Origin of the sequence: Pseudomonas sp. JZ134 (assembly GCF_051027695.1) — a bacterium.
GTDB classification, from domain to species: Bacteria; Pseudomonadota; Gammaproteobacteria; order Pseudomonadales; family Pseudomonadaceae; genus Chryseomonas; species Chryseomonas luteola.
The window spans coordinates 1-26,989 of record NZ_CP069252.1 but is presented as its reverse complement, the minus strand read 5'-3'; the positions used below and the strand labels follow the sequence as shown (position 1 = coordinate 26,989).

22 protein-coding genes and 1 pseudogene are annotated in these 26,989 nt (G+C 53.9%); 11 read left to right on the top strand and 12 right to left on the bottom strand.

Translation table 11 applies throughout. The features are described 5' to 3' along the window. Positions 1 to 3: 3 nt before the first annotated feature. Positions 4 to 1,257: a M20/M25/M40 family metallo-hydrolase gene (locus JQR86_RS23195; RefSeq protein ID WP_434155620.1), complete on the bottom strand. Its 1,254-nt coding sequence runs from the start codon at positions 1,255 to 1,257 to the stop codon at positions 4 to 6. A gap of 387 nt (positions 1,258 to 1,644) precedes the next feature. On the opposite strand from JQR86_RS23195, the gene JQR86_RS23190 reads away from it, so the two are divergent. Together JQR86_RS23190 and JQR86_RS23185 are read left to right on the top strand one after the other, a co-directional pair. Beyond that, positions 1,645 to 1,974: a cyclic-phosphate processing receiver domain-containing protein gene (locus tag JQR86_RS23190; protein ID WP_407364607.1), complete on the top strand. Its 330-nt coding sequence runs from the start codon at positions 1,645 to 1,647 to the stop codon at positions 1,972 to 1,974. A 274-nt stretch (positions 1,975 to 2,248) separates the two neighbouring features. Continuing rightward, entirely contained in the window at positions 2,249 to 2,542 is a 294-nt protein-coding gene (locus JQR86_RS23185) for a hypothetical protein (protein ID WP_407364608.1), read from the top strand. A 471-nt stretch (positions 2,543 to 3,013) separates the two neighbouring features. On the opposite strand, the gene JQR86_RS23180 is transcribed toward JQR86_RS23185, so the two are convergent. Both JQR86_RS23180 and JQR86_RS23175 read right to left on the bottom strand, forming a co-directional pair. Then, entirely contained in the window at positions 3,014 to 3,742 is a 729-nt protein-coding gene (locus JQR86_RS23180; protein ID WP_434155618.1) for an SDR family oxidoreductase, read from the bottom strand. Between the two features lie 509 nt (positions 3,743 to 4,251). After that, entirely contained in the window at positions 4,252 to 5,250 is a 999-nt protein-coding gene (locus JQR86_RS23175) for a LacI family DNA-binding transcriptional regulator (RefSeq protein ID WP_434155617.1), read from the bottom strand. 314 nt (positions 5,251 to 5,564) lie between these two features. Between JQR86_RS23175 and JQR86_RS23170 the strand changes: the two genes are divergently transcribed. From JQR86_RS23170 to JQR86_RS23140, 7 genes and pseudogenes are all read left to right on the top strand, one after another. Beyond that, positions 5,565 to 6,434 carry an ABC transporter substrate-binding protein gene (locus tag JQR86_RS23170; RefSeq protein ID WP_434155737.1) on the top strand — a complete coding sequence of 290 codons (870 nt, stop codon included), beginning with the start codon at positions 5,565 to 5,567 and terminating at the stop codon, positions 6,432 to 6,434. A 72-nt stretch (positions 6,435 to 6,506) separates the two neighbouring features. Beyond that, on the top strand, positions 6,507 to 8,000 hold the full coding sequence (locus tag JQR86_RS23165) for a sugar ABC transporter ATP-binding protein (protein WP_434155615.1): 1,494 nt from the start codon (positions 6,507 to 6,509) through the stop codon (positions 7,998 to 8,000). Positions 8,001 to 8,049: 49 nt separating this feature from the next. After that, entirely contained in the window at positions 8,050 to 8,988 is a 939-nt protein-coding gene (locus JQR86_RS23160) for an ABC transporter permease (RefSeq protein WP_434155614.1), read from the top strand. Between the two features lie 65 nt (positions 8,989 to 9,053). Further along, a complete protein-coding gene (locus JQR86_RS23155; protein ID WP_434155613.1) occupies positions 9,054 to 10,589 on the top strand; it encodes an FGGY-family carbohydrate kinase in 1,536 nt (511 codons plus the stop codon). Positions 10,590 to 10,712: 123 nt separating this feature from the next. Next, entirely contained in the window at positions 10,713 to 12,209 is a 1,497-nt protein-coding gene (xylB, locus tag JQR86_RS23150; protein ID WP_434155735.1) for a xylulokinase, read from the top strand. Between the two features lie 75 nt (positions 12,210 to 12,284). Continuing rightward, on the top strand, positions 12,285 to 13,016 hold the full coding sequence (locus tag JQR86_RS23145) for an SDR family oxidoreductase (protein ID WP_434155612.1): 732 nt from the start codon (positions 12,285 to 12,287) through the stop codon (positions 13,014 to 13,016). A gap of 207 nt (positions 13,017 to 13,223) precedes the next feature. Continuing rightward, positions 13,224 to 13,698 (top strand): annotated as a pseudogene (locus JQR86_RS23140) (helix-turn-helix domain-containing protein); the annotation flags it as partial. Positions 13,699 to 13,829: 131 nt separating this feature from the next. Here JQR86_RS23140 and JQR86_RS23135 read toward each other — a convergent pair. After that, on the bottom strand, positions 13,830 to 14,279 hold the full coding sequence (locus JQR86_RS23135; protein WP_434155734.1) for a nuclear transport factor 2 family protein: 450 nt from the start codon (positions 14,277 to 14,279) through the stop codon (positions 13,830 to 13,832). Positions 14,280 to 14,924: 645 nt separating this feature from the next. Here JQR86_RS23135 and JQR86_RS23130 point away from each other — a divergent pair. After that, on the top strand, positions 14,925 to 15,818 hold the full coding sequence (locus JQR86_RS23130; RefSeq protein WP_434155611.1) for an AraC family transcriptional regulator N-terminal domain-containing protein: 894 nt from the start codon (positions 14,925 to 14,927) through the stop codon (positions 15,816 to 15,818). 94 nt (positions 15,819 to 15,912) lie between these two features. Here the strand turns inward: JQR86_RS23130 and JQR86_RS23125 are convergent, their stop codons facing one another. From JQR86_RS23125 to JQR86_RS23100, 6 genes are all read right to left on the bottom strand, one after another. After that, positions 15,913 to 16,905, bottom strand: a complete 993-nt coding sequence (locus JQR86_RS23125; RefSeq protein WP_112298028.1) for a TRAP transporter substrate-binding protein — start codon at positions 16,903 to 16,905, stop codon at positions 15,913 to 15,915. Between the two features lie 98 nt (positions 16,906 to 17,003). Beyond that, on the bottom strand, positions 17,004 to 17,837 hold the full coding sequence (locus JQR86_RS23120; RefSeq protein WP_434155610.1) for an HpcH/HpaI aldolase/citrate lyase family protein: 834 nt from the start codon (positions 17,835 to 17,837) through the stop codon (positions 17,004 to 17,006). Beyond that, positions 17,834 to 19,033, bottom strand: a complete 1,200-nt coding sequence (locus JQR86_RS23115; RefSeq protein WP_434155609.1) for a CaiB/BaiF CoA transferase family protein — start codon at positions 19,031 to 19,033, stop codon at positions 17,834 to 17,836. Before JQR86_RS23115 ends, JQR86_RS23120 begins: the two co-directional genes overlap by 4 nt. A gap of 2 nt (positions 19,034 to 19,035) precedes the next feature. Beyond that, positions 19,036 to 20,391, bottom strand: a complete 1,356-nt coding sequence (locus JQR86_RS23110) for an MmgE/PrpD family protein (RefSeq protein ID WP_434155608.1) — start codon at positions 20,389 to 20,391, stop codon at positions 19,036 to 19,038. Between the two features lie 10 nt (positions 20,392 to 20,401). Then, positions 20,402 to 21,565, bottom strand: coding sequence for an acyl-CoA dehydrogenase family protein (locus JQR86_RS23105; RefSeq protein WP_434155607.1), 1,164 nt, complete (start codon positions 21,563 to 21,565; stop codon positions 20,402 to 20,404). Between the two features lie 49 nt (positions 21,566 to 21,614). Next, entirely contained in the window at positions 21,615 to 22,445 is an 831-nt protein-coding gene (locus JQR86_RS23100) for an FAS1-like dehydratase domain-containing protein (RefSeq protein WP_434155606.1), read from the bottom strand. A 155-nt stretch (positions 22,446 to 22,600) separates the two neighbouring features. Here JQR86_RS23100 and JQR86_RS23095 point away from each other — a divergent pair, with 155 nt between their 5' ends. Further along, a complete protein-coding gene (locus JQR86_RS23095; RefSeq protein ID WP_434136748.1) occupies positions 22,601 to 23,482 on the top strand; it encodes a LysR family transcriptional regulator in 882 nt (293 codons plus the stop codon). A 654-nt stretch (positions 23,483 to 24,136) separates the two neighbouring features. Here JQR86_RS23095 and JQR86_RS23090 read toward each other — a convergent pair. Then, positions 24,137 to 25,093 carry a hypothetical protein gene (locus JQR86_RS23090; protein ID WP_434155604.1) on the bottom strand — a complete coding sequence of 319 codons (957 nt, stop codon included), beginning with the start codon at positions 25,091 to 25,093 and terminating at the stop codon, positions 24,137 to 24,139. Beyond that, on the bottom strand, positions 25,090 to 25,572 hold the full coding sequence (locus JQR86_RS23085) for a helix-turn-helix domain-containing protein (RefSeq protein ID WP_434155603.1): 483 nt from the start codon (positions 25,570 to 25,572) through the stop codon (positions 25,090 to 25,092). Before JQR86_RS23085 ends, JQR86_RS23090 begins: the two co-directional genes overlap by 4 nt. Positions 25,573 to 26,989 lie beyond the last annotated feature (1,417 nt).

Below are 26,989 nucleotides of genomic sequence, written 5' to 3'. Positions count from 1 at the left end.
GTGCTAATTGGCCACGGTGAGCTCCTTTTCGGAAAGCTCCTTTATCATGCTTACGGTCAGGTACAACCTTGGCGCAATACTAGAAAGGTCAATGTACTCTTCAGGCGAATGTAAACCTGCCCCTACAACACCCATCGTTTCAAGAATGGCAGGCTTGCTTTCACCGGGTACATAGGCATACCCCGCATCTGTTCCAAATCTCATCGCCACCGGCTCCAGAGTACGTCCAATGGATGAATAAAGACTCTTGGCTCGCTCGGCCAGCTGCTCTGAACCTGAATTTTTCACTAGAGGTGGGCGGCCTTTATCGATACGAAAGCTAACCTCTGTATCCGGTACTAGCTTTTCCTGGATAAGCCTGTTGCCTTCGGAAAGGACACGGTCGTATTCGGAGAGATCCGAATAGCGCATATCGCCTTCGGCAACTGCCGATGCAGGAATAATGTTTCGCTTATCCCCTCCATTGACAATTGTCCAGTTTACCGTAGTCCCTTTAGCTGGATTTCCCAGATCCTTGAGTCTGACCAGCTGATGTCCCATCTCGATGACAGCGTTTCGCCCCTCTTCGGGCGCTGAACCTGCATGTGAGGCTCTGCCCTTCACTGAAAGGTGAACGGCATTAATACCGTTGGTGGCTACGGTAACCGCCTCCTTGTCTGGCGGTTCATAGGAAAAAACATAGTCGTGCTTTCGTGCCAGGTCTGCAATAACGGTCTTTGATCCGGCTGAGCCCGTTTCCTCGTCTGGATTGAAGAGAACAGTAATGGTCCCGAACTGTTTGAAGTCCTGCGCTTTGAGTAGTTGCAGCGAATGCAGGATCATTGCTACGCCCCCTTTGGCATCAGCTACGCCAGGTCCATAGGCACGCGCCTCGTCAGCTCGAAATGGGCGCTTGGCGGCTGTGCCAGGGCCAAATACGGTGTCGTAATGCACCATGAGCAGAAACCTTGCCTTACCATTGCCTTTGATCGTCCCCACAATATTGCCGCCTACCGACGGGCTGGCAGGGGTTACGCTAACTTCTGCGCCAAGCGACTTAAGGCGATCAACCAATATCTCCTGGACCTTGTTGATTCCTTCTTCCTGCCCAGTGCCAGTATCGATCGATACCAATTGCTCAAGTGTTTTGAGGTAACCGGATTTCTGTGCTTCGGCTTGTTCAAGTGTCTGTGTAGATGACGTATCTGCCGCTAGTGTCATTAGCGGGGCGAAAGAGAACACCAAAGCTGCAGCGATTTTTAACGGTTGTCCAAGCATGGAAGGCGCGCCCTGAGTCGGATAGCTACTACGGATGCAGCTTGGGCACCTTAAGTTCACTGGACGGATGAGATAGTTAGATGCCGCTCAGTACGGGTCTGCCAATTGACCGCCCATTAGGTAAAACCACCCTTAGCGTATGGGTGATCTTCCAGATGGATACAGAACTTGGTGCAGACGGTAATGGATGCCTCTACTCCCAATGCCTTGGATACCCCTATGGGTTACTGAGGCCCCTTTGTCCCTGTTATCGGGATAGAAAGCGCACGCTGACTGCTTGTATGATTTCATTATGAAATCGATCAGGATGAAAGAAACTGTAATCAGGTTGGATCCCTAATCTACTTTCGGTCTTTTTCAGAGCTCATCGATTACGAGACCTGCGCCATGAAAATTTACTTGGATGATGAGCGCGCTACGCCTGATGGGTGGCACCGAGCATATTGGCCTGAAGAGGTTATCAGTCACCTACAAAATGGTTATGTAACAGAGGTTAGTCTTGACCATGACCTGGGAGACGATGACCACGGCACCGGTTATGACGTCATCTTATGGATCGAAGAAGCTGTAGCACTAAAGGGATTCATTCCGCCTAAGATTCATGTCCACTCGGCTAACTCATCAGCTGTAGCAAAGATGCTGGCTGGAGTTAAAGCCATAGGAAGGCTAGCTGACTCAGGCCAAGCTTCGCCTAGTGAGAATCGAACGGATAGCTAAAGGCTTACACGGCATAGCGCTAAGCTGCTCTGTTGCACCTTAGGTAAAGCGCGTAATCTAAACCCATCAACTGCAGCACAGGATGTGCTCAGCGAGATCAAGGATGATTGATCATCGCCTGGATGGCAGCTCGACAGGACGTTGAGTATGATCAACAAGAACCCGCTTCGGCGGGTTTTTTGTTGTCTGTAAGTAAAGCGAGTCCGATTGCTTAGCGGTAGCTCCTGAAGAAACTTGGAGTAGAGACCTCTGGCTGCAGTATCTGGTAAACGAGATGCCCTTACCCCTAACAGACCGGCAACAGGATTTATTGGCCGCACTCTTAAGGCGTGCCCCAAGAGCGGGCTACCTTGCCCTGGCAGTCGGCGATGCCCTGGATCCTGTATCAGCGCCTATCAATGACGGCCCCATGCTGCGTGACATGGTAATAGCGTTGTTTGAGCGCTGGTCAAAGGATCCTGCCGGAATGACGCCTACTCTTCAGGAGCATCTGGAAATCTGGCGTGACTACGGTGCATTAACTAGCGCTTCGTATGAGACGTTACTTGAAAAGATAAAGCTTAGGTAATGTGAAATTACCTATGTATTCAGCCGCCCTATTGTGCCTGCAGGCTAGAAGAACATACCTTACGTGCGGGCTTGTTTCGGTCTCTCCATAGGCGGTGGCTTCTACTGCATGCAGTAGAAGCCACCGACAATGTAGTTGTACTCCACACGTGATACTCACGTTCTAATAAGCCTACATTGCAGCTTTAGCCTAATAACAGACGGCCATGGACAGGCAGTAACGGACTGTCTGAACCGTTACCTCTTAACCTGTAAAGGCTTAAGGCATGTGTGCCACGGCTGGTAAAGGCGTTATCGTTTCCTTGCCTGACCATCAGAGCAAGAAGCCGCCTCAGGAATCTGCACGGAGGACTGGCTGCGGTTAACAGCTGTAACGACTCAAGTGAACTTAGATGACTCTTTACGCTTGCAAAGCAGGGCTGGATTGATCTCGACAGGTGTATCACGGGGATCAATCCAGTAGAGGGTGTACTTACATATCAAAGGCGGATGGAAGCACAATCATGTCGCGGATAGTGACGTTACGTGGTCGCGTCAATATGTACATGACGGCATCTGCAACTTCCTTGGGCTCGATGATACTGCCACTTTCCTTGGCTTTTCTGAGGTTTTCCTCTGGCCAGTCAGCCAGCAGGGCGCTTAGAACAGGACCAGGAGAAACCGCCGAGACGCGAACACCGTGCTTGTTGACCTGACGCCGTACAGTCTGGACAAAGCAGTTGACCGCCCACTTGGACGCAGCATAGACCGGCTCCCAGGACACAGGGAAATGACCTGCAACTGACCCGGTCACCACGATATCTCCAGTGCCGCGCTCAATCATATGCGGGAGCACATCATGAACATTCTTCATTACTGCATTGACGTTGAGATTGAGCATGCGATCAATGCCTGCCGAGTTTGCTTCCAAGAGGTCCCCGCCGATATAGCTACCCGCATTGGCATAGAAAATATCCAGCTGCCCCACTTTTTCCAGGACACCTGGCAAAAGCGAGGCACAACTCTCTGGATTGAGCAGATCAATCACCAGCGGAATCGCCGAGTCGCCTAGCCTGTCACAGGCTTTTCTCAGCCCCTCCTCGTCTCGATCGATCAACACTACACGGGCGCCTGCGCTAATCATTGCCTCGACGGTAGCCAAGCCAATACCAGATGCCGCCCCGGTCACCGCAGCAACTTTGCCATCTAACTCGTGTGCCATTGTATTTATCCTTGTTTTTAGCAGCAGCCTTGAAGACAAGGCGATTTTTATTGTTGCTCGGTCCGGCGCAGCCAATTTCTCGTCGATGCACAGAACCGAGACGCCACAGCGATCGTGCCTGGCATGTTTGGCATCCCCTTTTAGAGGGATACCAGCTCAATACCAGATGTAATGTTAACGTTTACATAGGTAGACAAAAATTTGAAAACACAGCGTAAGCGTATCGCTGCCCTCAAAATGTAAACGTCGACATTAATCGAACCTAGCATGAGGTCTGTCGCTTGACAAGTAGCCTTCTGTTCACGACATGGACCTGATAGGTCTCCCACGACAGGTGCTACAGACACCTAACTGGCGTGTGGCTAGTTGCAGGTTGCCCTGGATAGCTTGCGAAACTAGGAGAGTATTCAAAGGAGATCAGCACGGGACACAGGCAGTGATGGCGTGCCCCGCTCGCCTCCTTGCGACGGCTACTGGTCGACTCAGGCTCTCCAGGTGTTTCCCTTCGATCAGGTTCTCAGCTCGCCTTTGATGATCTGATCCACCGGCCGATACTCGGGGTTATCAATTTTACGCAGCAGCATATTGACGGCATTAAGCCCTACCTGGAAGGTATCATGGCTCACACAGGGAATCGGATCACCATACAGGTCCGCGTAAGGTACGTGGTCTATGCTGAAAAGCCCGATATCCGTCCGGCTTAACCCGTGCTGACGCATCGCCTCAAGGCTGCCCACAGTGATAAGGATATTCAACCCAAAGATGGCATCCGGTCGCTTGCCACTGGCCAGATAGGTATTAACGGCGTCAAGTGCAGGCTCTCTGGTGTAATCACCATACAATACATCCAGTTGGGTAGCGTCCGGGCATTCTCCCAGTGCACGGCGGATTCCCTTGAGTCGTGAAAGGGTGATATTGGATCGCTCCGGCCCTCCCACCACCAAGATGTGACGATGCCCCTGGGTCAAGAGGGTACGGGCACCCTGATAACCACTCTCTTCGTTTTCTAAATAGACGCCTGCAAAGGGAGCGCCGCTTAGCTTGCGATCGATCTGCACGACCGGGATCCGGGTCATTTCAAGCTTGGGCAAATAGGCCGGCTGGTAGTCATCGTCATCAGAGATAACTGACAAGATGATTCCCGATACCTGGTAGCTCAGAAGTGTATCGACTGCGCGAGCTTCCAGTTCTGGAGAGCCATCGGTATCAAAAAGCAGCAGCGAGTAGTTTTTCTTTTTGGCCTCACGGGTAATAGCCTTGATAATCTCACCGTAGAACGGGTTATCCAGGCTAGCCGTGATCAGGCCGATCAAGCGGCTCTCACGGCTCTTTAGGTGACGCGCAAAGGCATTGGGCACATAGTTGAGCTCACGAGCAACCTCAAGGATCTGGGCAAGCGTTTCCTTTTTTACTTTTTCTGGCTGGTTCAATGCACGTGAGACGGTAACAGTCGTCATGTTCACGCGTCTTGCAATATCGGTAATAGTCGCTTTGCCTGGCTTTGTCATGGATTACCCTGTTACTGCGTGAACTGACGCAGTATATCAATATTAGCGGACCGGCTAGTGGTCACGACATTCGTCTTGACGAGCTATTGCAAAGCAAAAGTGCTCATGCTAGGTTCGATAAATGTACACGTTAACATTTAGCACTCGACCGAGTTAGGTTTGTCATGGCGACATGATCTCCTACAGAGGTAGTGACTTAGCTGCAAATGAAAATGTAAACGTCTACATTTTGCCGTATAACAATAACCAAAGGTAATCCCATGAAGACTTCCAAGAATAAGAAACTGGTCTCTTTCCTCCTGGGCGCCTGCTGCATGGCAGCGCTGATGCCATTGGCGCAGGCAGACACGCTCAAGATTGGCATGTCTCTTCAGGAGCTGAACAATCCCTACTTCGTGACCATGAAGGAATCACTGGAGCAGGCGGCGAAAACCATTGGCGCCGAGGTGATTGTTACTGATGCTCACCATGACGTGTCCAAGCAGATCAATGATGTCGAAGACATGTTACAACGCGGCATCAACATCCTTCTCCTGAATCCCGCGGACTCTGTTGGCGTTCAGTCAGCGGTTATCTCGGCCCACAAGGCAGGTGTTGTAACCGTTGCCATTGATGCCCAGGCTGAAGGCCCACTGGATTCCTTTGTTGGATCCAAAAACTATGATGCTGGCTACATGGCCTGTAAATACCTGGCCGAGAAACTAGGCGGCAAGGGTGAGGTCGCCATCCTTGACGGCATTCCTGTTGTACCGATTCTTGAGCGCGTGCGTGGCTGTAATGATGCCGTCAAGGAGTTCAAGGACGTCAAGGTAGTTGCCAAGCAGAATGGCAAGCAGGAACGGGACATGGCGATGACCGTGACCGAGAACATGTTGCAGGCCAACCCCAATCTGGCAGGCATCTTCAGCGTTAACGATACCGGGGCACTGGGTGCGTTGACAGCCATTGAGTCCAGCGGCATGGATATCAAGCTGGTAAGCGTCGATGGCGCACCCGAAGCCATCAAGGCCATCCAGAAAGCAAACTCCAAGTTCATTGCCACCAGTGCGCAATACCCACGGGACCAGGTCCGTCTAGGTCTGGGTATAGCCCTTGCCAAGCACTGGGGGTCCAAGGTTCCAGCCGCAGTACCGGTTGATGTGTCCTTGATCGACAGAGAAAAAGCCTCCGGCTTTAGCTGGTAGGTCTCTTCTGATCGCCCCGTCTGCAGGTGGCAGCTACAGGCGCGGTTAAACGATCTTCAAAGGTACATAACCATGTCCAGTCTCCTTACGCTCGACCATATCTCAAAGTCTTTTCCTGGCGTTAAAGCGTTGACCGATATCAGCCTGCAGCTTCGCGAAGGAGAAATTCATGCACTGCTTGGTGAGAACGGTGCAGGCAAGTCGACGCTCATGAAGATCCTGTGCGGTATTTACTCGCCTGATGCCGGAACAATTGCCATCGATGGTCAAGAGCAGCACTTCCATACCTACCATGATGCTATTCGGGCGGGCGTTGGCATTATCTTTCAGGAGTTCAGCCTGATTCCCTATCTTACGGCCACAGAAAACATCTTTCTTGGCCGTGAGCTAACCAATCGGTTCGGCATGCTTGATAGCGCATTGATGAAATCAAAGGCCGAGGCGCTTTTCGAGCGCCTCGGTGTCACCATTGATCTAACCGAGCCGGTTAGCCATCTCAGTGTTGCCGAGCAGCAGTTTGTCGAAATCGCCAAGGCACTGTCGCTGGAGGCACGAATCCTGGTGCTGGACGAGCCAACGGCCACCCTTACGCCCAGCGAAGCCGATCACCTGTTCAACATCATGCGTGAGCTTAAATCGCAGGGTGTCGGCATGATTTTCATTTCTCACCATATGGATGAGATCTATGAGATCTGCGATCGAATAACCGTACTGCGGGACGGGTGCCTGGTGGGAGAATGCGAGGTCAGGACGACTGATGTGGATGACCTGGTCGAAATGATGGTTGGCCGCAAGATCGAAAACAACTTTCCGCCCAAGGCATTGCACGCTACACGCGAGGTGGTTATTGACGTTCGCGCCATACAGCTGACCCGGGAGGCTCCGGTCAACAGCTTTACCCTGCATCGAGGCGAGATTCTTGGATTTGCAGGCCTGGTCGGCTCTGGACGCACCGAACTTGCGCTGGGGCTGCTTGGCGCAACGCCGGTCCATCGTAAGGACGTTCTGGTCAACGGCCGAGCAGAGCGACTTAGTTCGCCCGCCGATGCACTCAATTGCGGTATAGGCCTGTTACCGGAGAGTCGCAAGACGGAAGGGCTGGTACTGCCCTTTTCCATCCGCGAAAACATCACGCTTAATAACCTGGCCAAGCACTGCGGCATGGGTTTCATCATCAACCGTAGCAACGAAGGTCAGGTCGTTGATGACCTGATGCGCAAGGTAAGGGTCAAGGCCCCTGACCATGAATGCCCGGTGGGCAACCTCAGCGGTGGCAATCAGCAAAAAGTCGTTATTGCACGCTGGCTCAATCACAACTGCAAGGTATTGATTTTTGATGAGCCCACACGGGGTATAGACGTAGGCGCCAAGGCCGAGATCTATCGCCTGATGAGAGCACTCACCAACCAGGGCATCTCCATCATCATGATCTCATCGGAATTGCCCGAAGTGGTTGGAGTAAGCGATCGGGTGGCTGTGTTCAGGCAGGGACGCATAGTGAAAACCCTGGCAGGCGATGCGGTGGATTCCAACAACATCATTCGTTATGCGACGGGAGGGGCATGAAATGGGCAATGTCACCGAGACCAAGATCCAAGGCCAGGGGAGCTTAAAGATGAACGCGCAGCTTGGCAGGTGGCGCAAGTCGCCGGTTTTTTATCCTCTGATTGGCTTTGTGGTGATCTTTGTTGTCATGGCCCTCGTCAATGACAACTTCCTTACCGCCAATAACCTCAGCAACGTAGCGCGCCAGGTCTCGATCATCGCCATCATTGCTGTCGGCATGACCTGTGCGATTCTCACCGGAGGAATTGACCTTTCGGTTGGGCCTGTCATGGCACTTTCCGGCACCCTTACCGCAGGCCTTATGATCGCCGGCTTTCCGGTTGAGCTGGCAATCCTGGCTGGGCTGCTGGTCGGCGCCCTGTTTGGTGCGGGTAACGGCCTGTTTGTTGCCTACGCCAAGATGCCGCCCATTATCGTGACATTGGCAACCATGGGTATTGCCCGTGGCCTGGCTCTGATCTACACGGGAGGGTATCCCATCTCTGGTTTACCCGAAGGATTCGCCTTTCTGGGACGCGGAGAGCTCTTTGGCCTTCAGTTACCGATCCTTGTCATGCTGGTGGTCTACATCCTTGCATACATCCTGCTCAACAAGACCCCGATTGGTCGATACATCTATGCCATTGGTGGCAACGAAGAGGCTGCGCGCCTGAGCGGTGTCCGCGTTTCACGCTATAAGCTTCTGGTCTATACCTTGAGTGGTCTTACCGCCGCCCTGGCGGGCATCGTCCTGACATCACGCCTCATGAGCGGCCAGCCAAACGCCGGCGTTGGGTTTGAACTCGATGCAATTGCCGCGGTAGTGCTTGGCGGCACGGCCATTGCGGGTGGACGAGGCGCCATTATAGGAACGCTTATTGGCGCCATGATGCTGGGCGTACTGAATAATGGACTCAACCTGATGGGCGTACTGCCCTACGTCCAGAACGTTATCAAGGGCGGCATCATACTGCTGGCCATCTACATCAGTCGTAGCCGCGACAAATAACTATGCCTTTCTCATCGCGTATCGGCTCGCCTACTGGAGCCTGCGCATCTTCAGGGACAACGGTCATGCAGTATGTAATCGGAGTGGATATTGGTACACAGAGCACCAAAGCCCTGCTGATGTCTACCGAAGGCCGGCTTATCGCCCAGGCGTCGGCAGCCTACCGGGTCGACCAGCCTCGTCCGATGTGGGCAGAGCAGTGGCCTGAGGTATGGCTTGAAGCTGTGTATGAGGCGACGGCAGCGGCGGTAGCCAAGGGCAGAGTGCCTGGTCATGAGATCGCTGCAATCTGTGTGAGCAGCCTGTACGGCGGCTCGGGTATACCCGTCGACGAGGCCATTACGCCCCTGCATCCCTGCCTGATCTGGATGGACCGGCGCGCCCATGAGGAGGTCGACTGGGTCAGGCAGAATGTAGATATCGAAATGCTGCAGTGCATCACCGGCAATGGGGTGGACAGCTACTATGGCTACACCAAGATGCTGTGGCTCAAGCGCCATCGACCCGAGATATGGGCAAGGACGCGTTATCTGTTGCCCCCAAACAGCTACGTTCACTATCACCTTACTGGTGAGTTGATAGTCGATCACTGCTCTGCCGGTAATATTGGCGGAATTTACGATATCGAGGCGCGTAACTGGTCGCAGGTTTTGCTGGAGGCGCTTGGCATCGACCCTGCGCTGATGCCGTCCAGGCTGGTAGAGCCCAGTGAGGTAATTGGCCACCTCCTGCCGGAGGCTGCGCAGCGGCTAGGCCTGCAGACAGGGACTAAGGTAGTGGCGGGCGGTGTCGATGCGGCAATGGCAACGTTGGCCGCTGGTGTAATGGAACCTGGAAACCATGTTGCCATGATCGGCACCAGCATGTGCTGGGGATTCATTAATCAGTCAACCCACGCACGCAACGGGCTGGTCAGCATGCCCTATGTCTATAACGGGCTAAAGGACCTGTACATATTTGGCGGCGCTATTACCGCAGGAGCATCCATCAGCTGGTTTCGTGACCAGTTCTGCGCCATGGAGAAACAGGCAGCGGCCCTGCTTCCGGGAACTGACGTACACGAACTGATGGAGCTTGAGGCGGCCAAGACCTCTGCGGGCGCCGAGGGGGTCGTGTTTCTGCCCTACCTGATGGGCGAGCGGAGCCCAATCTGGGATGCCAGGGCGACAGGCGCCTATGTTGGCCTGACCTTGTTTCATACCAAGGCCCACCTCTACCGCGCCGTACTGGAAGGATTGGCCTTTGCCTTGCGCCACAACATGGAGCGCGGGCAGCAGGGTGCAGTCCGGCTAGATCCCGAACTGATCGTTGTAGGCGGGGCAGCTGCCTCGGACCTGTGGATGCAGATCATTGCCGATGTGACGGGGTATCCGGTCATGACTATTGAGGAACAGGTAGAGGCACCGCTAGGAGGTGCGATCCTCGCTGCGCTGGCGATAGGCGCAGTTGACGACCTGACACAGGCACGCCAATGGCGAACGCTACGCGCCCGCGCGCAACCTGATCCTGCAAACAAGGCCGTCTACGACCGCATGTTCGAGCAGTACTGCGCAATCTATCAGGCCCTGAAACCCTCCATGCATGCCTTGAGCAGACATTAGCCGCAACGCCGCCCGGTTTTCTGGCGGCTCTCATGAGGTCAAGCCTTTGCTGCTTTCACAGCGCAGGTAACGGCTGCCGGTCAACTTAGGCCTGGCCGGTACAACAGGACAAAGCAAATGAGCATATACCTAGGGGTTGATTGCGGCACACAGGGCACAAAAGTGGTGATCGTTGACCTGGACCAGGGACGCCTGTGCGGTGAGGGCTATGCACCCCATGGGCTGATCAGCCACGCCAACGGCCGCCGGGAGCAGGAGCCACAGGAGTGGATCGATGCATTTCTCAGGGCTTACCGTCAGGCCCTGGAAACCTCAGCCATTGATGCCCGAGCTATTCGTGCTATAGGCGTATCCGGGCAGCAGCATGGCCTGGTAGTGCTGGATGCCGAGGACAGGGTAATTCGACCAGCGAAACTCTGGTGCGATACGGAAACAGCCCCGCAAAACGCCGAGCTGCTTGCACGGCTTGGAGGTGAACAGGGGGCAATGGAAGAGCTTGGCCTGGTACCCGCTACAGGCTATACCCTTTCCAAGCTATTGTGGCTAAAAGAGCACGAGCCGCACCATTTCTCCCGTATCAGCCATATCCTGCTTCCCCATGATTATCTTAATTATTGGCTTAGCGGCCAGAAGGCCGCCGAATACGGTGATGCCTCGGGGACTGGCTATTTCGATATTCGCTCTCGCTGCTGGGCGCCACAGGTACTTGAGCTGATTGATAGCTCCGGGCGTCTGGCCCAGGCGCTGCCCTCCTTGATCGAGTCCCATGAACCGGTGGGTCGGGTGCGCGCTGAAATCGCCCGGGAGCTGGGCCTTGCTGATAGCGTAATTGTCTCAAGCGGTGGCGGCGACAACATGATGGGCGCCATTGGAACAGGCAATATCAGGGAAGGCGTGGTCACCTTGAGCCTGGGTACCTCAGGAGCGCTGTATGCCTACTCCCGTTGTGCACCGCATCAACCCTCTTCGCTGGTGGCACCCTTCTGCTCATCCACCAACGGCTGGCTACCCTTGATCTGTACCATGAACGTAACGGGTGCAGCCAATGCCGTGCGTGCCATGTTTGGTTTTGACCTGCCCCGCTTTAACGCAGAAGCCCAGGCGGCGCCCATTGGCTCTGATGGAGTGATCATGCTGCCGTTTCTGGGAGGCGAGCGAGTACCAGCCCTGCCGGATGCAACAGGCAGCCTGCTTGGGCTGAACGCCCACAACCTCCGTCCTGCCAACCTGTGTCGGGCAGTCATGGAGGGCGCGACCTTTGGCTTGCGTTATGGCCTGGATCTGCTGCGAAGCGCTGGCATCCGGAGCGAGGAAGTGCGCCTTATCGGCGGAGGAGCCAGGAGCGAGGTATGGAGACAAATGGTCGCGGACGTGATGGATACCCGCGTCGTCTGCCCGCTGATAGGCGAAGCCGCTGCCCTGGGCGGGGCCATACAGGCCGCCTGGTGCGATTTGAGCCGCACCAGCGCCTATGGCGTATCGCTCGAATCCCTGTGCGAGCGCCTGGTAGCGTTTGACGACACTGGAGCAATCCAGCCTTCGCGTGCTGCAGTCGCAGCTTATGAGCATGCCTACCAGCGCTATGTGGGACAGGTAGACGCAATGTACCCGCGGACCTGATAGCCAAACCAGCATTGGCCGGTGCGCCTGGCAGGCGTGGGGCCAGAGATTTGATAACACAACAAGGGGCAGCAAATGTTTGATGATCTGGCGCGCAAAACCATCGTGGTCACCGGTGCGAGCAGTGGTATTGGGTGGTACTGCGTCGAGGCTCTTCGTGCCGAGGGTGCTCAGGTACTGGCCATAGGTCGTAACGCAGAACAACTCAACGAGCTTAAAAGCAGAACCCTATGCGATATCGTCGTGGCAGACCTCTCACAGCCCAATGGACTGGCCCAGGTAGAGGACCAGCTAGACCAGGTGGATGGGTTGGTCAACTGTGCAGGAATAGCGCTACTTGAACCTGCCACGGAAGTCACTGCCCTGGCATTTGACCAGATGATGGCGGTCAATGCGCGCGCCACGGCGCTTGTCAGTAAACTGGTTGCACGTCGCATGATCGACCGGGGCAACGGCGGATCCATTGTTAACGTCTCGAGCCAGGCCGCTATAGCTTCACTGCCTGACCATCTGGGCTACTCTGCATCAAAGGCGGCCATGGATGCGATGACACGCGTACTCTGTGCAGAGCTGGGTCCTTATAATATCAGGGTCAACAGCGTAAACCCGACAGTAACCCTGACGCCTATGGCCAGGGTGGGCTGGAGTGACCCGGCAAAAGCCAACACCATGCTTTCCAGGATACCCTTGGGGCGGTTCGCCGAGCCACAAGAGGTAGTCCTGCCTATACTGTTCCTGCTGAGCCAGGCCTCGTCGATGATATCAGGCGTTATATTGCCAATCGATGGAGGGTTTACTGCCGGTTAACGCTACACGTGGTGATTTTCCGGCCAAACGTCTGCGGCAGGTCCATGCCGCAGCGGCAGAAGCATCCATCCTGTATCCGCCCCAACACTCTAGCCCATCAAAACCACGATCTCTGAAAGAGGCCTGTGACTCGCCACCAGCTTTTAACCGATAGAACTAGGCAGTGCTTGCAAGCTATTCGGCAGTGGGTGCCTGCCGAATATAGAGGACGCACACCTCTTGGGACCAAGATTCATACGAGAGATCTACTACCAAATACTGACCGGGGACCAGGGGACTCACTAAGCGCGGCACTTGCTCGGCAAGGGCATTTTGGCAAAGTTGCTCGCGCCATCTGCCTGATACACCAGAGCTACATGGATCGACTGGATGTTGAAATTCCAGCCCGAGAGGCCTGCATGAGTGTGCCAGGCTTTCATTTGCATTTTCTCTCGGTGATCACTCTACACCCATGCGATATCTAGGGTCGACGCGGCTACATCAGGCTCGCTTACTGATGCTGAGAAACGGCGTGGCGGCCGCCACAGTAGCCCTCAACGTGGGCTATGAAAGCCCATCGCAGTTCAATCAGGAATTTAAGCGCCTCTTTGGTTGTACTCCTGCCGTCGAGGTGCAGTAGATAAAAGCAACCTATGCTCTGCCAGCACCACCCTCCTCTTCGGTTTACGTCTCATCACACTGATCGCAATTACCCACCTACCAGAGCGCGAAACCAGAGGGCGATCCAGGACGGACCTTATAAGACCTGGCCAGGACGAGCCGCGTCTGCGCTTGAGCTGGGTTACCGACTAACAACAACCCAACCTGATCAGGCTATCCCCCTTCTAATGTGGGTATTCGCCTTAGCACATCGTTATAAGGCGCAAGGTCCAGAAACGCGGTGACTTCAAACACCTTGCCGTTGCGCATATGAAATATCCAGGCGTAGCTGTTGCGGTAGGCTTTTCCATCTTGTGCAACTCCAGCCCCTTCCCACTGGACGACTACATGATCGCCATCGGCCCACACCTGTTTACTGACAGGCCTCACGGGATCTGATAAACGAGAGGCAAATGGTCGGACAGCTTTGCTTATAAACTGATCCAGGCCTTGATAGACGCCAGCACTTGGACCTGAGCCCTTGATTGTCCAAATAACGTCTGGCGTTAGCATCTCAGTGAAAAAGCTATTTCCACCTGCTGCCCAGCGGTCAAAAGCGTCTATTACGATCTGCTTGTTTCGGGAAGCAGGATCGACAGCGGCTGGCGTAGCTGCGGTAGCCATGCTTGAAAAAAACGCACCACAAAGCGCGAATGCAGCTGCTAAACAGGCCGAACGGATGTAACAAAACCTTAATTTCTGCACAGCAACCTCCTATCAATAGTAAGGTTTACCAGTACTTAACCAGGAACGCGCAAGCCGATCCTTCGACAAGCGATTTGTCTTATACGCTAGCGTTCTTCTGCGATCCTTTTTCCAGCACACTGCTACATTCGGGAGGAGCGAACATACTCCGTCTGGGACCTGAAACCTGCCAACCAGCGCATGTCTAGACACAAAATCGTTGAAGCGCGGCGCTTGAGGTTGAAAGCCACAACGCTCGCCATGCTTTTCACGGTGAAAAACTCTCCTTATCCAGAGAAGTCGTAGAGCCTGATACCTAGGGTGCCTAATCCGTCGATACACCAGTGCTAATCACCTCCAGCGACGATAAATATGAGAGACAGGCTCAATTAGCCAGATGATTGGCAACAATCGGTAATCGATAAATCAGACATGCTGGATTTCGTTACAGTCCCGAAGCCATAAACTGTAGAACGAATCTACCTTGAAAATGATGTTTGTGTGTAGCCGGATTGTCCTGCTTGTTTGCACAACTGTATTTGTAGAAATCTTCTTACACCTGTTTCGACTTTTTCAGGGGGAAGCATGAGGTCTCTGGAAACACTTGTAGATGCCATCAACCGGCATGCGCCAGCTGACGGGCTGCACCGGACATCGATTCCTGGACTTCAGTTGGCTCACTCAAGCAAGCCGACCACGCCTATGCCCGTAATCTATGAGCCGACCCTTTGTCTTGTGGCTCAGGGGCGTAAACAGGTCATGTTAGCTCGTACCGCCTATGAGTATGATGCGGCCACGTTTTTGGTGGCATCGGTTGGGCTGCCAGTAGTGGGATCAATCATTGAGGCAAGCCAGGCAGCCCCCTATCTGTGCCTTGTCCTGGATCTAGACGTCAACGTGTTGAGCGAACTTGCGCTGCGTTATGCGCCGCGTAATAACGGTAGCGCAAGGCTGCAAACAGGCATTGCACTTAGCGGCGTAACGCCAGAGCTACTGAACACCGCAGCCCGGCTTGTGAGTTTATTGGATGCTCCAGATGATATCGAAGCACTGTCTCCGCTCGTGATACGCGAGATGCTTTATAGGCTATTGACTGGAAAAGACAACGGTATCATTCGACAACTGGCGAAATCAGACAACCGACTCAATCAGATTGCCAGGGCCATTGCCTGGTTACGTAGCCATTATGCCGAACCCTGTCGAATTGAAGAGATTGCCGATATCGCCGGTATGAGCCGCTCTTGCTTTCATACACACTTCAAGGCGGTAACTTCAATGAGTCCGCTGGAATTTCGAGATGAGCTGCGGCTGCATGAAGCACGGCGCCTGATGGTTGCGGAGGCTATCGATGCGTCAAGCGCTGGTTACCGAGTGGGATACGAAAGCCCTTCGCAATTTAGCCGGCACTACACACGCATGTTCGGCGTGCCGCCAGCCACAGATGCCAAACGGCTACGTGATGCTATAAAAGACCAGTAGCGGCAGGCTAACCAGCACGGCGCTATCATGATCCTACCTGTATAAGCGCTCAGTTAGAAGGACACCGTCCGGCAGAGCCGGACATGCGTCAGGGTTATTGAGCCTGTTCGTTTGAGGCCTGGGCAGCATCAATCAGGTCTGTACCAATTTCGCCTTCAAACTTCTTCCAGACCGGCTTCATGGTTTCGCGCCATTTTTCGCGCTGCTCACGCGTTAATGAGACCACCTGGCTGGTTTTGGAGTCGATGATTTTCTGCTTGGCACTCTGGTTTAACGCTTCGGCCTGCCGGTTTACCTCAAGCGTAACTTCAGCCACAATCTTTTCCAGCTCATTGCGCACCTCCGGCGTCAGCCCCTTCCAAAATGAGGCGTTGGTGATGACCATGTAGTCGATCAGACCATGGTTTGATTCTGTAAAGAATGGCTGGACCTCATTGACCTTTTGGCTCTCATAGTTGGACCAGGTGTTTTCAGTGCCATTGACCACACCGGTCTGAAGTCCCTGATACACCTCGGCAAAGCTCATCTTTCGGGGGTTGGCGCGCAACACCTTGAATTGCTCTTCAAGCACACTGGAGGCCTGCACACGAAATTTAAGGCCACGCGCATCTTTAGGTTCAACCATCCTCTTGTTGGCCGAGAGTTGCTTAAGTCCATTATGCCAATAGGCTAGCCCCAGGATATTCTTGTCCTGCATCGCTAAAAGCAACTCCTTCCCCTTTCCGGCCTGGAAGTGATCGACTGCCTCCAAATTGTCGAACAGAAAAGGTAAGTCGTAGATCTGGATCTTTTTGTTGTATTGCTCGAACTTGGCAAGCGACGGCGCAAGCATCTGTACGTCCCCCAGCAGTAACGCCTCCATCTCCTTGCCATCGCCAAACAGGGAGGAATTCGGATAGACCTCCACTCGTACCTTGCCGGCCAGACGCTCCTCGGCCAGCTTCTTGAACAGCAAGGCGCCCTGTCCCTTCGGCGTATTGTCAGCAACTACGTGGGCAAACTTGATCGTGATGGGCTCGGCGGCCTGAGCCAGACCAGCCGTTGCAAGCAGAGTCGCGCAGAGAAGTACCCGGGTAAATGTGAGCATAGCCATTTTCCTTTTGTTGTTGTCATAGGTCCGCAGAATGCGAACGGCCTTTTTTCAGGAGAATCTGCTTGTCGCCAGGCGCATTGGAGAGTTGAACGCTAATCTGCCTGTCGGAGGCCTTGAAGCAGACGTCGAGCTTTCTTGATTACAGGCACATCAATCATCTTGCCCTCCAGGCGTATGGCGCCTTCGCCGGAACGCGCCGCTTCCATTACCCGTCTTGCCCATTCGATCTCATCGGCACTGGGCTGAAATATCTGATGCACAGTGTCCACCTGGGTGGGATGGATACACAGCAAACCGCCAAACCCCATGTCCCGGGCGTTTATTGCAGCGCTCGCAAGTCCCTCGGTATTGCCAATATCAGCAAATACCGTATCCAACGGAGGCGCCAGCGCCCTGCCTACTGAATGAACCAGCAGCGAGTAACGGACCTGATCAAACACCTTTTCCATGCCTTTCCCCGCCTCCCTTAACCCCAGATCAACGGCCAGGTCCAGAGCACCAAACGTCAATCGTTCAACGCCTGCGCTTGCGGCAATTTCAGGGAGCGCCAGAAGGCCACGGGCAGTCTCAATAAGGGGCCAGACGGGTTTACCGGTGGTAGCCAGTGCCTGGACCTGGGCTGCGCTTTCGGTCTTGGGAAGAACAATTGCTGCCACTGCAGCGTGAGCAGAGCAAAACCGGATATCCGCTTCCTGTTCAATATGACCCGGTGCATTGATGCGCACCGCTATCCTGACGTCTTGGTTTTCGAGCAGAAATATTTCCAGGTTGTAGCGAGCCTGGACCTTGTGGTGCTCCTCTACCGCATCCTCGAAATCAACGATTACGCAATCTGCACCCGCTGCCAAGGCCTTGCTATAGCGCTCAGGACGGCTGCCAGGAACAAACAGGGCGCTTCTTACCGGACCTGTCGAGAAGGGATTCATAGTGTCCCTGCCTGCTTGAGCTGGTCGATGGCCTGGCTCGTGAAGCCAAGTTCGGCAAGAATCGCCTCGCTGTGCTCTCCCAGGGCCGGTATGGGATCCATACGTGCGGTGAATGCGCTGTTGGTAGCAGGAGGCAATAGTGCAGGCAGCTTCCCTCTGGGGCTGTCTACCTCCACCCAGCGATGGCGTGCACGCAACTGTGGGTGAGCCCATACACCATGCATGTCATTGACCTTGGCATTGGCAATCTGCGCATCTTCCAGGCGCTCAAGAATCTGCTCAGCACTAAGCTGTGCAAAGGTCCCAACAATAATGTCTCGTAGCGATTGCCGATTGGCTGTGCGCCGGTAGTTGGCGGAAAATCGCTCGTCGGCCTGAAGCTCTGGCTGGCGCAGTACCTTTTCACAAAACGCCGCCCATTCCCGCTCGTTCTGTAGACCCAGCATAACGGTCCCACCCTCTGCGCAGGGAAAAGGGCCATAGGGGTAGATGGTGGAGTGAGACGCGCCCGCCCGTGGCGGTGGTTCGGCGCCTTCGTACGCGTAGTACATGGGGTACCCCATCCACTCCACGAGACTTTCCAGCATGCTGACATCCACTTGGCTGCCTTTGCCTGTACGCTCACGCAGCAGCAGCGCCGAGAGAATCCCGCTGAACGCATACATGCCAGCCGCGATATCAGCAATGGAACAGCCTGCCTTGGCAATTTCGTCCTCTCCAGGTCCGCCTGTTACCGACAGAAAGCCGCCTTCGCCCTGGATCAAAAGATCATAGGCCTTCTTGTCCTCATAAGGCCCGCCGGCGCCATAGCCAGAGATATCGCACACGATGAGCCGTGGATATTGCTCATGCAGCGTCTCAAAACTTAATCCAGCACGCGCCGCTGCGCCCGGTGCAAGGTTTTGTACCAGTACGTCCGCCTTTGCCAGTAGAGCCTCGAGAACCTGACTTGCGCCCTCCGCCTTGAGGTCAAGACTCAAGCTCTCCTTGGAGCGATTGGTCCATACAAAGTGCGAGGCAAGACCATTAGTACGGGTGTCATAGCCGCGGGCAAAATCTCCTACACCGGGCCGCTCGACCTTTATTACGCGTGCGCCCATGTCCGCGAGTTGCCGGGTGCAGAAGGGAGCTGCGATGGCGTGCTCCAGACTCACCACAGTAACGCCATCCAGGGGACGCTCTTGGTTGGTAGCCATAGTCAGAACCTCGTCAGGACAGAGAGATCGGAGCGGTCGCGTATCGACCATACGGCCTGGATCAAAGCCTCCGCCTGATCTGGCGTCCGTGCGCCAGAGAACCTGACCAGGCGACGAAACTTCTCCTCAAGCTCTGGACGTGAAAGCGTATTGCCGGGATCCCCCTTGGGATCATCGACAGCCGCGTGCAAGACGCGCCCATCGTTCGTGCTAACCGTTACCCTTCCCAACCAACGCGCAGGATAGGCATCGTCGACCTCGGGGCTTAAAACCATGTCTACCTTTTCACCAAAGGCTTTTACGGCAGGGTCTGCCAGGGCATAGGAGTGAAACTCGGTAAGTCCGGCCTTGCCATGCACGGCAATCAACCCTAATACCGTACCCATATGGAATTTTGCCTGGTGCACTGTTTGCGGTCTTACGACACGTCCCAGGACATCGATAGCCCCCTGGTGAACATGTGCTGCCACCCCGGATATGTGGTTATGAGCAAGGCTTTCGCGCTGCATTAACGCCAGCAGGGCATCCGCGGCAGGATGCGTGTGACGGCAAGAGGCGTGGAACTTGAAGGAGGTTTCTGCAATAGCCCAACGGCTGCCGAGCCGGTCTGCCAGCCTGGCTGGATTGGCATCCGTAGACATTCCGGCTGCCATGCCTTGTGGCCCCTCAAGAATGTTACGTGCCCCCGTCAGGCCTTCGCGGGTCATATAGGCAGCCAGTAGCCCATCAGCGGCCGCCTTGGCCGTATGAAGCTGCTTGGAATCGGCAGCGTCCCGCAAGAACTCCCACAAACCGGCTGCCTGCGTGCCAGCATTACCCAGCAGGTGGAGGAACTGCTCCTGATCGAACCTAAACAACTTGCCTACCGCAATGGCGGCAGCCAAGGTGCCTACCGTTGCAGTGGTGTGAAAAATCCTATAGTGCGAACGACCTAGGAATTCTCCGATCCGAATACCGGCCTCATACCCTGCAATCGACGCCAGCAGCAGCTCACGCCCTGTATATCCACCCTCTTGGGCAGCTGCCAGTGCGGCCGGAAACACGACGGTAGCAGGATGCAGTACCGAGCTGTTGTGCAAGTCGTCCTGCTCCACCAGATGGGAAGACGCGGCGTTGACCAGAGCGGCAAAATAAGCCGATGTGCCCTTACCGTTAACCAGTATTCTCGCTGCTCCTTCGCCTGGGCCCATAATTTCAGCATATCGCTCAAACAGCGGAATCGGGTGAGCCCCCTGGCTTGCCAGGGCGGAACCCAGCCAGTCCAGCAGTAACGCCTCGGTGCGCTCAAGGACTGGCTCGGGAATGTGCTCATAGGCAAGGTCGGCAAGAAAACTGGCCAGTGCTTGGGTATGGCTCATGGTCAGTTCCTCAGAAACTACGCGGCAGCTCAAGCAAGTGCTCGGCTACGTAGGAAAGAATGAGGTTTGTCGAGATAGGTGCAACCTGATAGAGCCGTGTCTCGCGAAATTTACGCTCTATATCGTACTCAGAGGCAAACCCGAAACCGCCATGGGTTTGCAGGCAGGCATTGGCTGCCTCCCAGGAAGCCTTGGCCGCCAGGTACTTGGCCATATTGGCGCTTGCACCGGCGTTAAGGCCGCGGTCATATTGCTTGCAGGCACGCCAGCGCATCAGGTCGGCTGCTTCGATTTCGATATGCGCCTCTGCAATTGGAAACTGCACGCCCTGGTTTTGGCCGATAGGCCGGCCAAATACGACCCGGTCTCGGGCGTAAGCGCATGCTTTCTCGATAAACCAGCGACCATCACCAATGCATTCCGCAGCAATAAGTGTACGTTCGGCGTTGAGTCCATCAAGGATGTACCTGAACCCCTTGCCCTCCTCGCCGATAAGGTTTTCAGCGGGTATCTCAAGATTGTCGAAAAACAGTTCGTTGGTCTCATGGTTAACCATGTTGGGAATTGGCTGGACAGTCAGGCCTCTGCCAATGGCCTCTCGCAGGTCAACGATAAAAATGGACATCCCCTCTGACTTCTTCGTGACGTCAGCCAGCGCGGTGGTACGTGCCAGCAGGATCATGAGATCCGAGTGCTGGATGCGGGAGATCCAGACCTTCTGGCCATTGATCACATATTTATCGCCCCGCCTGACGGCGGTGGTCTTGATCTTGGTGGTATCCGTACCTGTAGTGGGCTCGGTCACGCCCATGGACTGAAGGCGCAGCTCACCACTGGCAAGCTTGGGCAGGTATCGTTGCTTTTGCTCTTCACTGCCATGCTTAAGCAAAGTAAACATGTTGTACATCTGTCCATGTACAGTCCCGGAGTTACCACCGCTGTGATTGACCTCCTCCAGAATCACAGAAGCCTCTGAAAGCCCCAGGCCAGAGCCCCCGTATTCAACTGGAATCATCGCTGCCAGCCAACCAGCCTCCGTCAGGGTTCTGACAAAGGCCTCGGGAAACCCCTTTTCCGCGTCGATTCTGCGCCAGTACGCGGCGTCGAACTCAGCACACAGCGCGCGAACGCCCTCGCGAATGGCATTGAGTTCTTCATTTCGGTTCGGGTTCATGACCTCACCTTGTTCTAACGGGACGGGTGTGTTTGCATGCCCAATCAACTCAGTCGTCGAATTCAACCTCGGCCTGTTGGACTACGCCTTGTTCATTACCTGCCCAGAGCTGCGCCTTGCTGGCAGTCTGAATGCAACCTGTCAGCTCAAGAGGAGATAGCGAAACCAACGGCCTCACCCCTCGGTAAGCAAAGCGGCGAATACGCGCCTCGGGATGGGCTCGAGCAAAGGCGCGCAATGTGAGGGTGGCTATTAAGGGGCCGTGAACCACCAGGCCTGCGTAACCTTCCGTCTCGGTAGCATAGGGATAATCATAGTGAATTCGATGACCGTTAAAGGTTACTGCCGAATAACGAAAGAGTAGGGTTGGTGTAGGGGTAACCGTCTCGCCCCATTGTCCTTTGGGTGACGGCTCGGAGCCACCTGCCTTTGGAGGATTTGGTTCGCGATACACAATGTCCTGTTCCTCGCAAATACATACCTGGCCGTTCTGAACGTACTCATGTTGCACGGTCACAAACAACAATTTGCCAGTACGCCCTGCCTTCTCCTCTATTTGCTTGATCGTGGAAACTCGGGACGCCTCACCGCCTACCCTAAGCGGCTCACGAAACTCTAGCCGTCCGCCCGCCCACATTCGATTGCGATTATCGGCAGGAGGGAGAAACCCACCTCGTGCGGGATGGCCGTCTTTTCCCAGGGCTGGCTCAGGAAGCGGTTCCTGGAAAAAGCACCACTGCCAGAGAAGCGGGAGGGCCTCACCATGAGCAGGAGTTTCTTCACCAAAAGTCGCGGCGATTCGCTTGAGAAGGTTAGAGCTGAGCTGGTCACAGGTCTCTTCTACCCTGCCTACCCATCGGTTTAAATCTAGATCGCCCATGGCAACTCTCTCCCGCTCCGACTATGAGGTCATCATCGGAGGAGGTCTGCCGTTCTGGGAATCTACTTTTACAGAACCCTGCGTTAAGGCAGGATGAACGCTTCATTACAGTAGCGCTACTAGGGTCTCCCGTTCCGCCACGTGGGTAGAAAGATATGCACTTTGATCTTACTGATTTGCGCCTGTTTATCCATATTGCCGAAGCACCGAGCCTGACCCAGGGTGCCCGTAAGGCCTTTATTTCGCCAGCAGCTGCCAGCATGCGAATCAAGGCGTTAGAAGCTCAACTCAACAGCCACTTATTCTACAGGGACAGCAAAGGCGTAGAGCTTACTGAGGCAGGGCAGCGGCTGCTGAAGCATGCGCGCCTAATCATGCGTCAGGTCGGCTATCTAAAAGCTGAATTCACCGAGTACGGTACAGACTCGGCGGGTCATATCAGGATCTTTGCCAACACCACAGCCGTCACTGAGTTCTTACCGGAAGTGCTGGCCGGTTTTCTGGCGCAAAGACCCGGCGTAACCATTGATCTACAAGAGAGGCTTTCCCGCGATATCGTACGAGGTGTTCTGGATGGCTCAAGTGATATGGGGATCATTGCCGGGCCGGTAACGGCTACTGGATTGGAAGTTTTGCATTTCAGTACGGATAAGCTAGTGCTTGTATCGCCCAAGGACCACGAGCTGACCCAGTACACCTCGCTTACACTTCGTCAGACCTTGGGTTTTCATCATGTCGGTTTACATGAAGGCAGTACATTACAGGCATTCATGCGTGAACAGGCCGAGAAGCTAGGTGTAAATTTGCTCTGGCGTATTCAGCTCTCAAGCTTTGAATCAATCTGCCGGATGGTGGAGGCAGGAGTTGGAATCGGCGTTATCCCCGAGTCGGCTGCATTACGGCATAGTCGCACAATGAATCTTACGATTATCCCACTGGATGAGCCCTGGGCCATACGCGAGCGCAGCATTCTAATTCGGCAACTGGATGCATTGCCTGGTTGTATACGGGCTTTAATCGCCGCTATGACCCAGTAGCGTTTCTGATCTATCAAAGCATTCGGGTGTTGATTCCAGAAAAATTCCTGTTTGATTTCCCTGCCACTTGCGTGTGAAACGGATAGTGGTTGTTTCAAAGCTAAAAGCTCATTGTTGAAGGGAATTAGTATCAGGAAACAGAGCAGGGGTAGTCATGCTGTTATAGGTTTTCACGGTGAAAACTCCGGTTTTACTTAACGGAGTGCGCTGTTATCCCAACTGTTGATCAGTCTACGTAGCACAGTCTTCTATGAGGACTTGGTGGTCGTATTGCGGGTTTTCTATCAGTACGTATTACAGGTCTCAGCCCTAGCTCATCATTGGTTCTGCTTGTGGAGTCTTCAGGATGATTATTGAGTTACCTGAAGCAATGCTTTCTGTGTTTTTCCTCTTTGAGTAAAGAAAAAAATGCTCTGCGTGTTTAAACAAACAGTTTAAGAACTGTTTAGAAACAGTTTAAGTCAACGAAACGCTGAAAAATCGTATATTTATCAATAGCTTACAGATTGACAGTGCGCGGTTATCCCAACCAGACGCGCTGTTGTCCCAATAAGCGGCGCAGCTGTCCCAAAATTTTACGCCGTTATCCCAAGACGCTGCGCTGTTATCCCATCAGGGCTGGCGCTGTTATCCCAAGCGCTGTGGATAAACTTGCTAATCCTGCTCGTTGGTTAGTTCCTTGGTCTTTTGTGGGCGGAACCATTTCACCATGAGCTGCTTCTTGCGCCCGTTGGCACGCTCATAGATATCCCACTCCCGTATAACCCCATGGCTTTCCAGTTCGGCAAGGGCGACGCGAAGCCCTCTTTCCTTGTGCTCGGCAAAATCGCGGACCCGTCCTGTACTGCCGCTCCAGTGCATAAGGTTTTCGATGGATACAAAATGGTGCTCTCCGGCCCGATGGCCACAGGCATAGTTCTGCAGCCACTTTGACAGGGCGTACCTGAGTTTTTTACGGACTTCAAAGTCGATGTATGCAATCTGGCTCTGCTGGAAGAACTTGACGATATGTGGATCCAGGGCCAGCCAGTACTCATCCTGCTTCTTGTTCCAGGCCATATCCTTGATCAGTCGCACCATAAGCCCCTGGCCCTGGTCGCTTTCGATAAACAAGGTTGCTTCCGCCAGACGACGAAGGCTGTTTTCAAGCCAGGCATAGGTATTCTGTCCGCTTGCCGAGCGGCCTATCCCTTCCAGGAACTTGGAGCGAACAAAGTGGATGACCTGACCGGCATCCTGATTTTGCGCCAGTTGAAGGGCATGCAGGAAGACATCGTTATCGGCCATGTCCAGCTGCTGCCCGGTATACAGAATGGTGAAGTCTGATCGGCTGGCCAGCTGTTGACGGTGGTGCAGCTTGCGTTTGCCACGTGCAATGCTTGCGAACAGGGTCGTCCGCGTCCAGTGATGAGGCATCGCTGAGGCATATTCAGGAAAGAGCGGTAACTGTAGGTCAAGTGAGCCCTGCCCTCCGGGCTCGACCCGTAGCTCCCTGACCTCTTCGCTCGCTCTTTCGGCTTCTTCCTGGCGTGCCCGTGCTTCGGCTTCGCGCTTCTGAAGTAGCGCCTTGACGCGACTGCTGGGCGGGCGTGGTGCAGATTCCTTGGTCACGTCGATGCCTCCAGCGATTCCTCTCGAGCTTCTATCACAATTTCACCATTTTCCGGCAGGGTAATGCCTTCAAGGTAAAACGCTGCATCGAATGCATCCAGTGATGCGTTACGTGGGGTTGACTTGCCTTGTTCAAACAGCGCAATAGCCTTGGCAGAGACGTTGGTACGCTCCGAGAGGTCCTCTCGACTCCATCCTAGCAATACCCTGGCCGCGGCATACTGCCGGCCCCTGGGAGGCTTCAGGTCTTCTTGAAGAGCGATGCCCCCATCCTCTTTTAGCGTGACGCCTGCGACTCTAAACGCCTGTTCTATCGCTTCGAGGGTTGAGTCCCTGATGCTGGTCTTTCCTGTCTCAAAAAAGGACAGAGCCTTGGCTGACAGCTTTGCCTTTTCAGCAAGGGCTGCCTGATGCCAGCCCAGCAGTGTTCTGGCGGCAGCGCACTGGCGGCCACTTGGTGTGGTGACAGGATTACTCATAGGCCTTAATACATCCATCTACGCCAAAGGATTGCATGGCGGACATTACACAAATACGTCTGGATCCCGGACAGGGCCCAAGTGCCAGGTTTGAGTATACCAGAAAGCACTTATGCCTTCTGTATTACCAAAACTGCGCTGTTTTACCAATCTGCCTTGTTTATAGGGGGGCTACTGTTGGCGTTTCGGACAATCCAGGTCTTTTGCGTCTTATCTGAACCTTCCCATAGCAGACCAGGAGTCTAGGAAAGCTATATATGAGGCAAAATAACCTCTCGGACTACCTTTTATGTGGCGATATCCCAAATACTCTGGAAGGGTGCCTGATCCCTGCGTAAAGGTAAAACAAAAGGTTTAATTGGATTAAATATTACCTTTAAAGAGTGTTTTGGCGCTGATATACCAAGATCTTCTCAAGCCATTAACTTTCTTTCAAACCAGGAAGGTTATAGATAATGCTTATTTGGTATCTATATAACCTTTCACATAGTGAAGAGCTAGCCCCTGTCTTTCAGCGGAACCATAGTTCGCCTCGGCATCTCTTAACAAAAGCTCTGCCTCAGCCTGATCCTCTTTCCCTGCGCTAACAGGCAGACCAGAATGCTCCTGGTTATACCGACCCATTGGGAAGCGTTGCTTCTAATAAGGTTATATAAATAGTCATTATGGCTTATATTATACCTTACGGCTCGCTTTTCGCGCTGTTATCCCAGATGTATTAGATCCCTAGACGATAGGCGTATATGCCTAAGCGAAAGGTAATACAAATGCCTGTATTACCTTAGGCATTACTTCCTTGGTATTGTTGCGCGCTGTAATCCCAAGCCTGATCATGCATATGAGCCCTACAACGACATGAGGAAGCTTGAATGCGGCCCTTCTAAAACAATGATTAGCCAGGGCTTCTTTTGGACTCAAATGATTTACTGCTTGTATACAGTTTTCACGGTGAAAAAAAATTGAGCATTGACACTATCTTGTGCCTGTACTCAATAACGGATTACCGCAAGGAATCGGCCTATGAACCAAGGAGAAAGCAATATATCAGGCATTAACCTTATACAAGGTAGTCTTTACCTTAAACAAATACAGCCTTCCCCTTGCGCAAGAGTTATCCATACGCAATATATGGATTTAGACGATGCGGTGCTGAGCAACATACGAGGCCACGATTAGTTTTCACCGTGAAAAGTTGTTGCAATTAATCTGACGCTTTAGGCATTAGCTGAGGTGATTCCTGCTAATAGGCAAGCAGTGGAACTGAACTACAGCATAAATAGTTAAGCACCTGGGCCTTGAGAGTAGAGCGTGTATTGTGGTGTGCGGGATAGGTATATGCGTGACGAGAAGGCTGGCGGCTTAAAGTCTGTTTTCACCGTGAGAACAGCTGGCAGGTGAGTAGCCAGTAAAGCGCCTA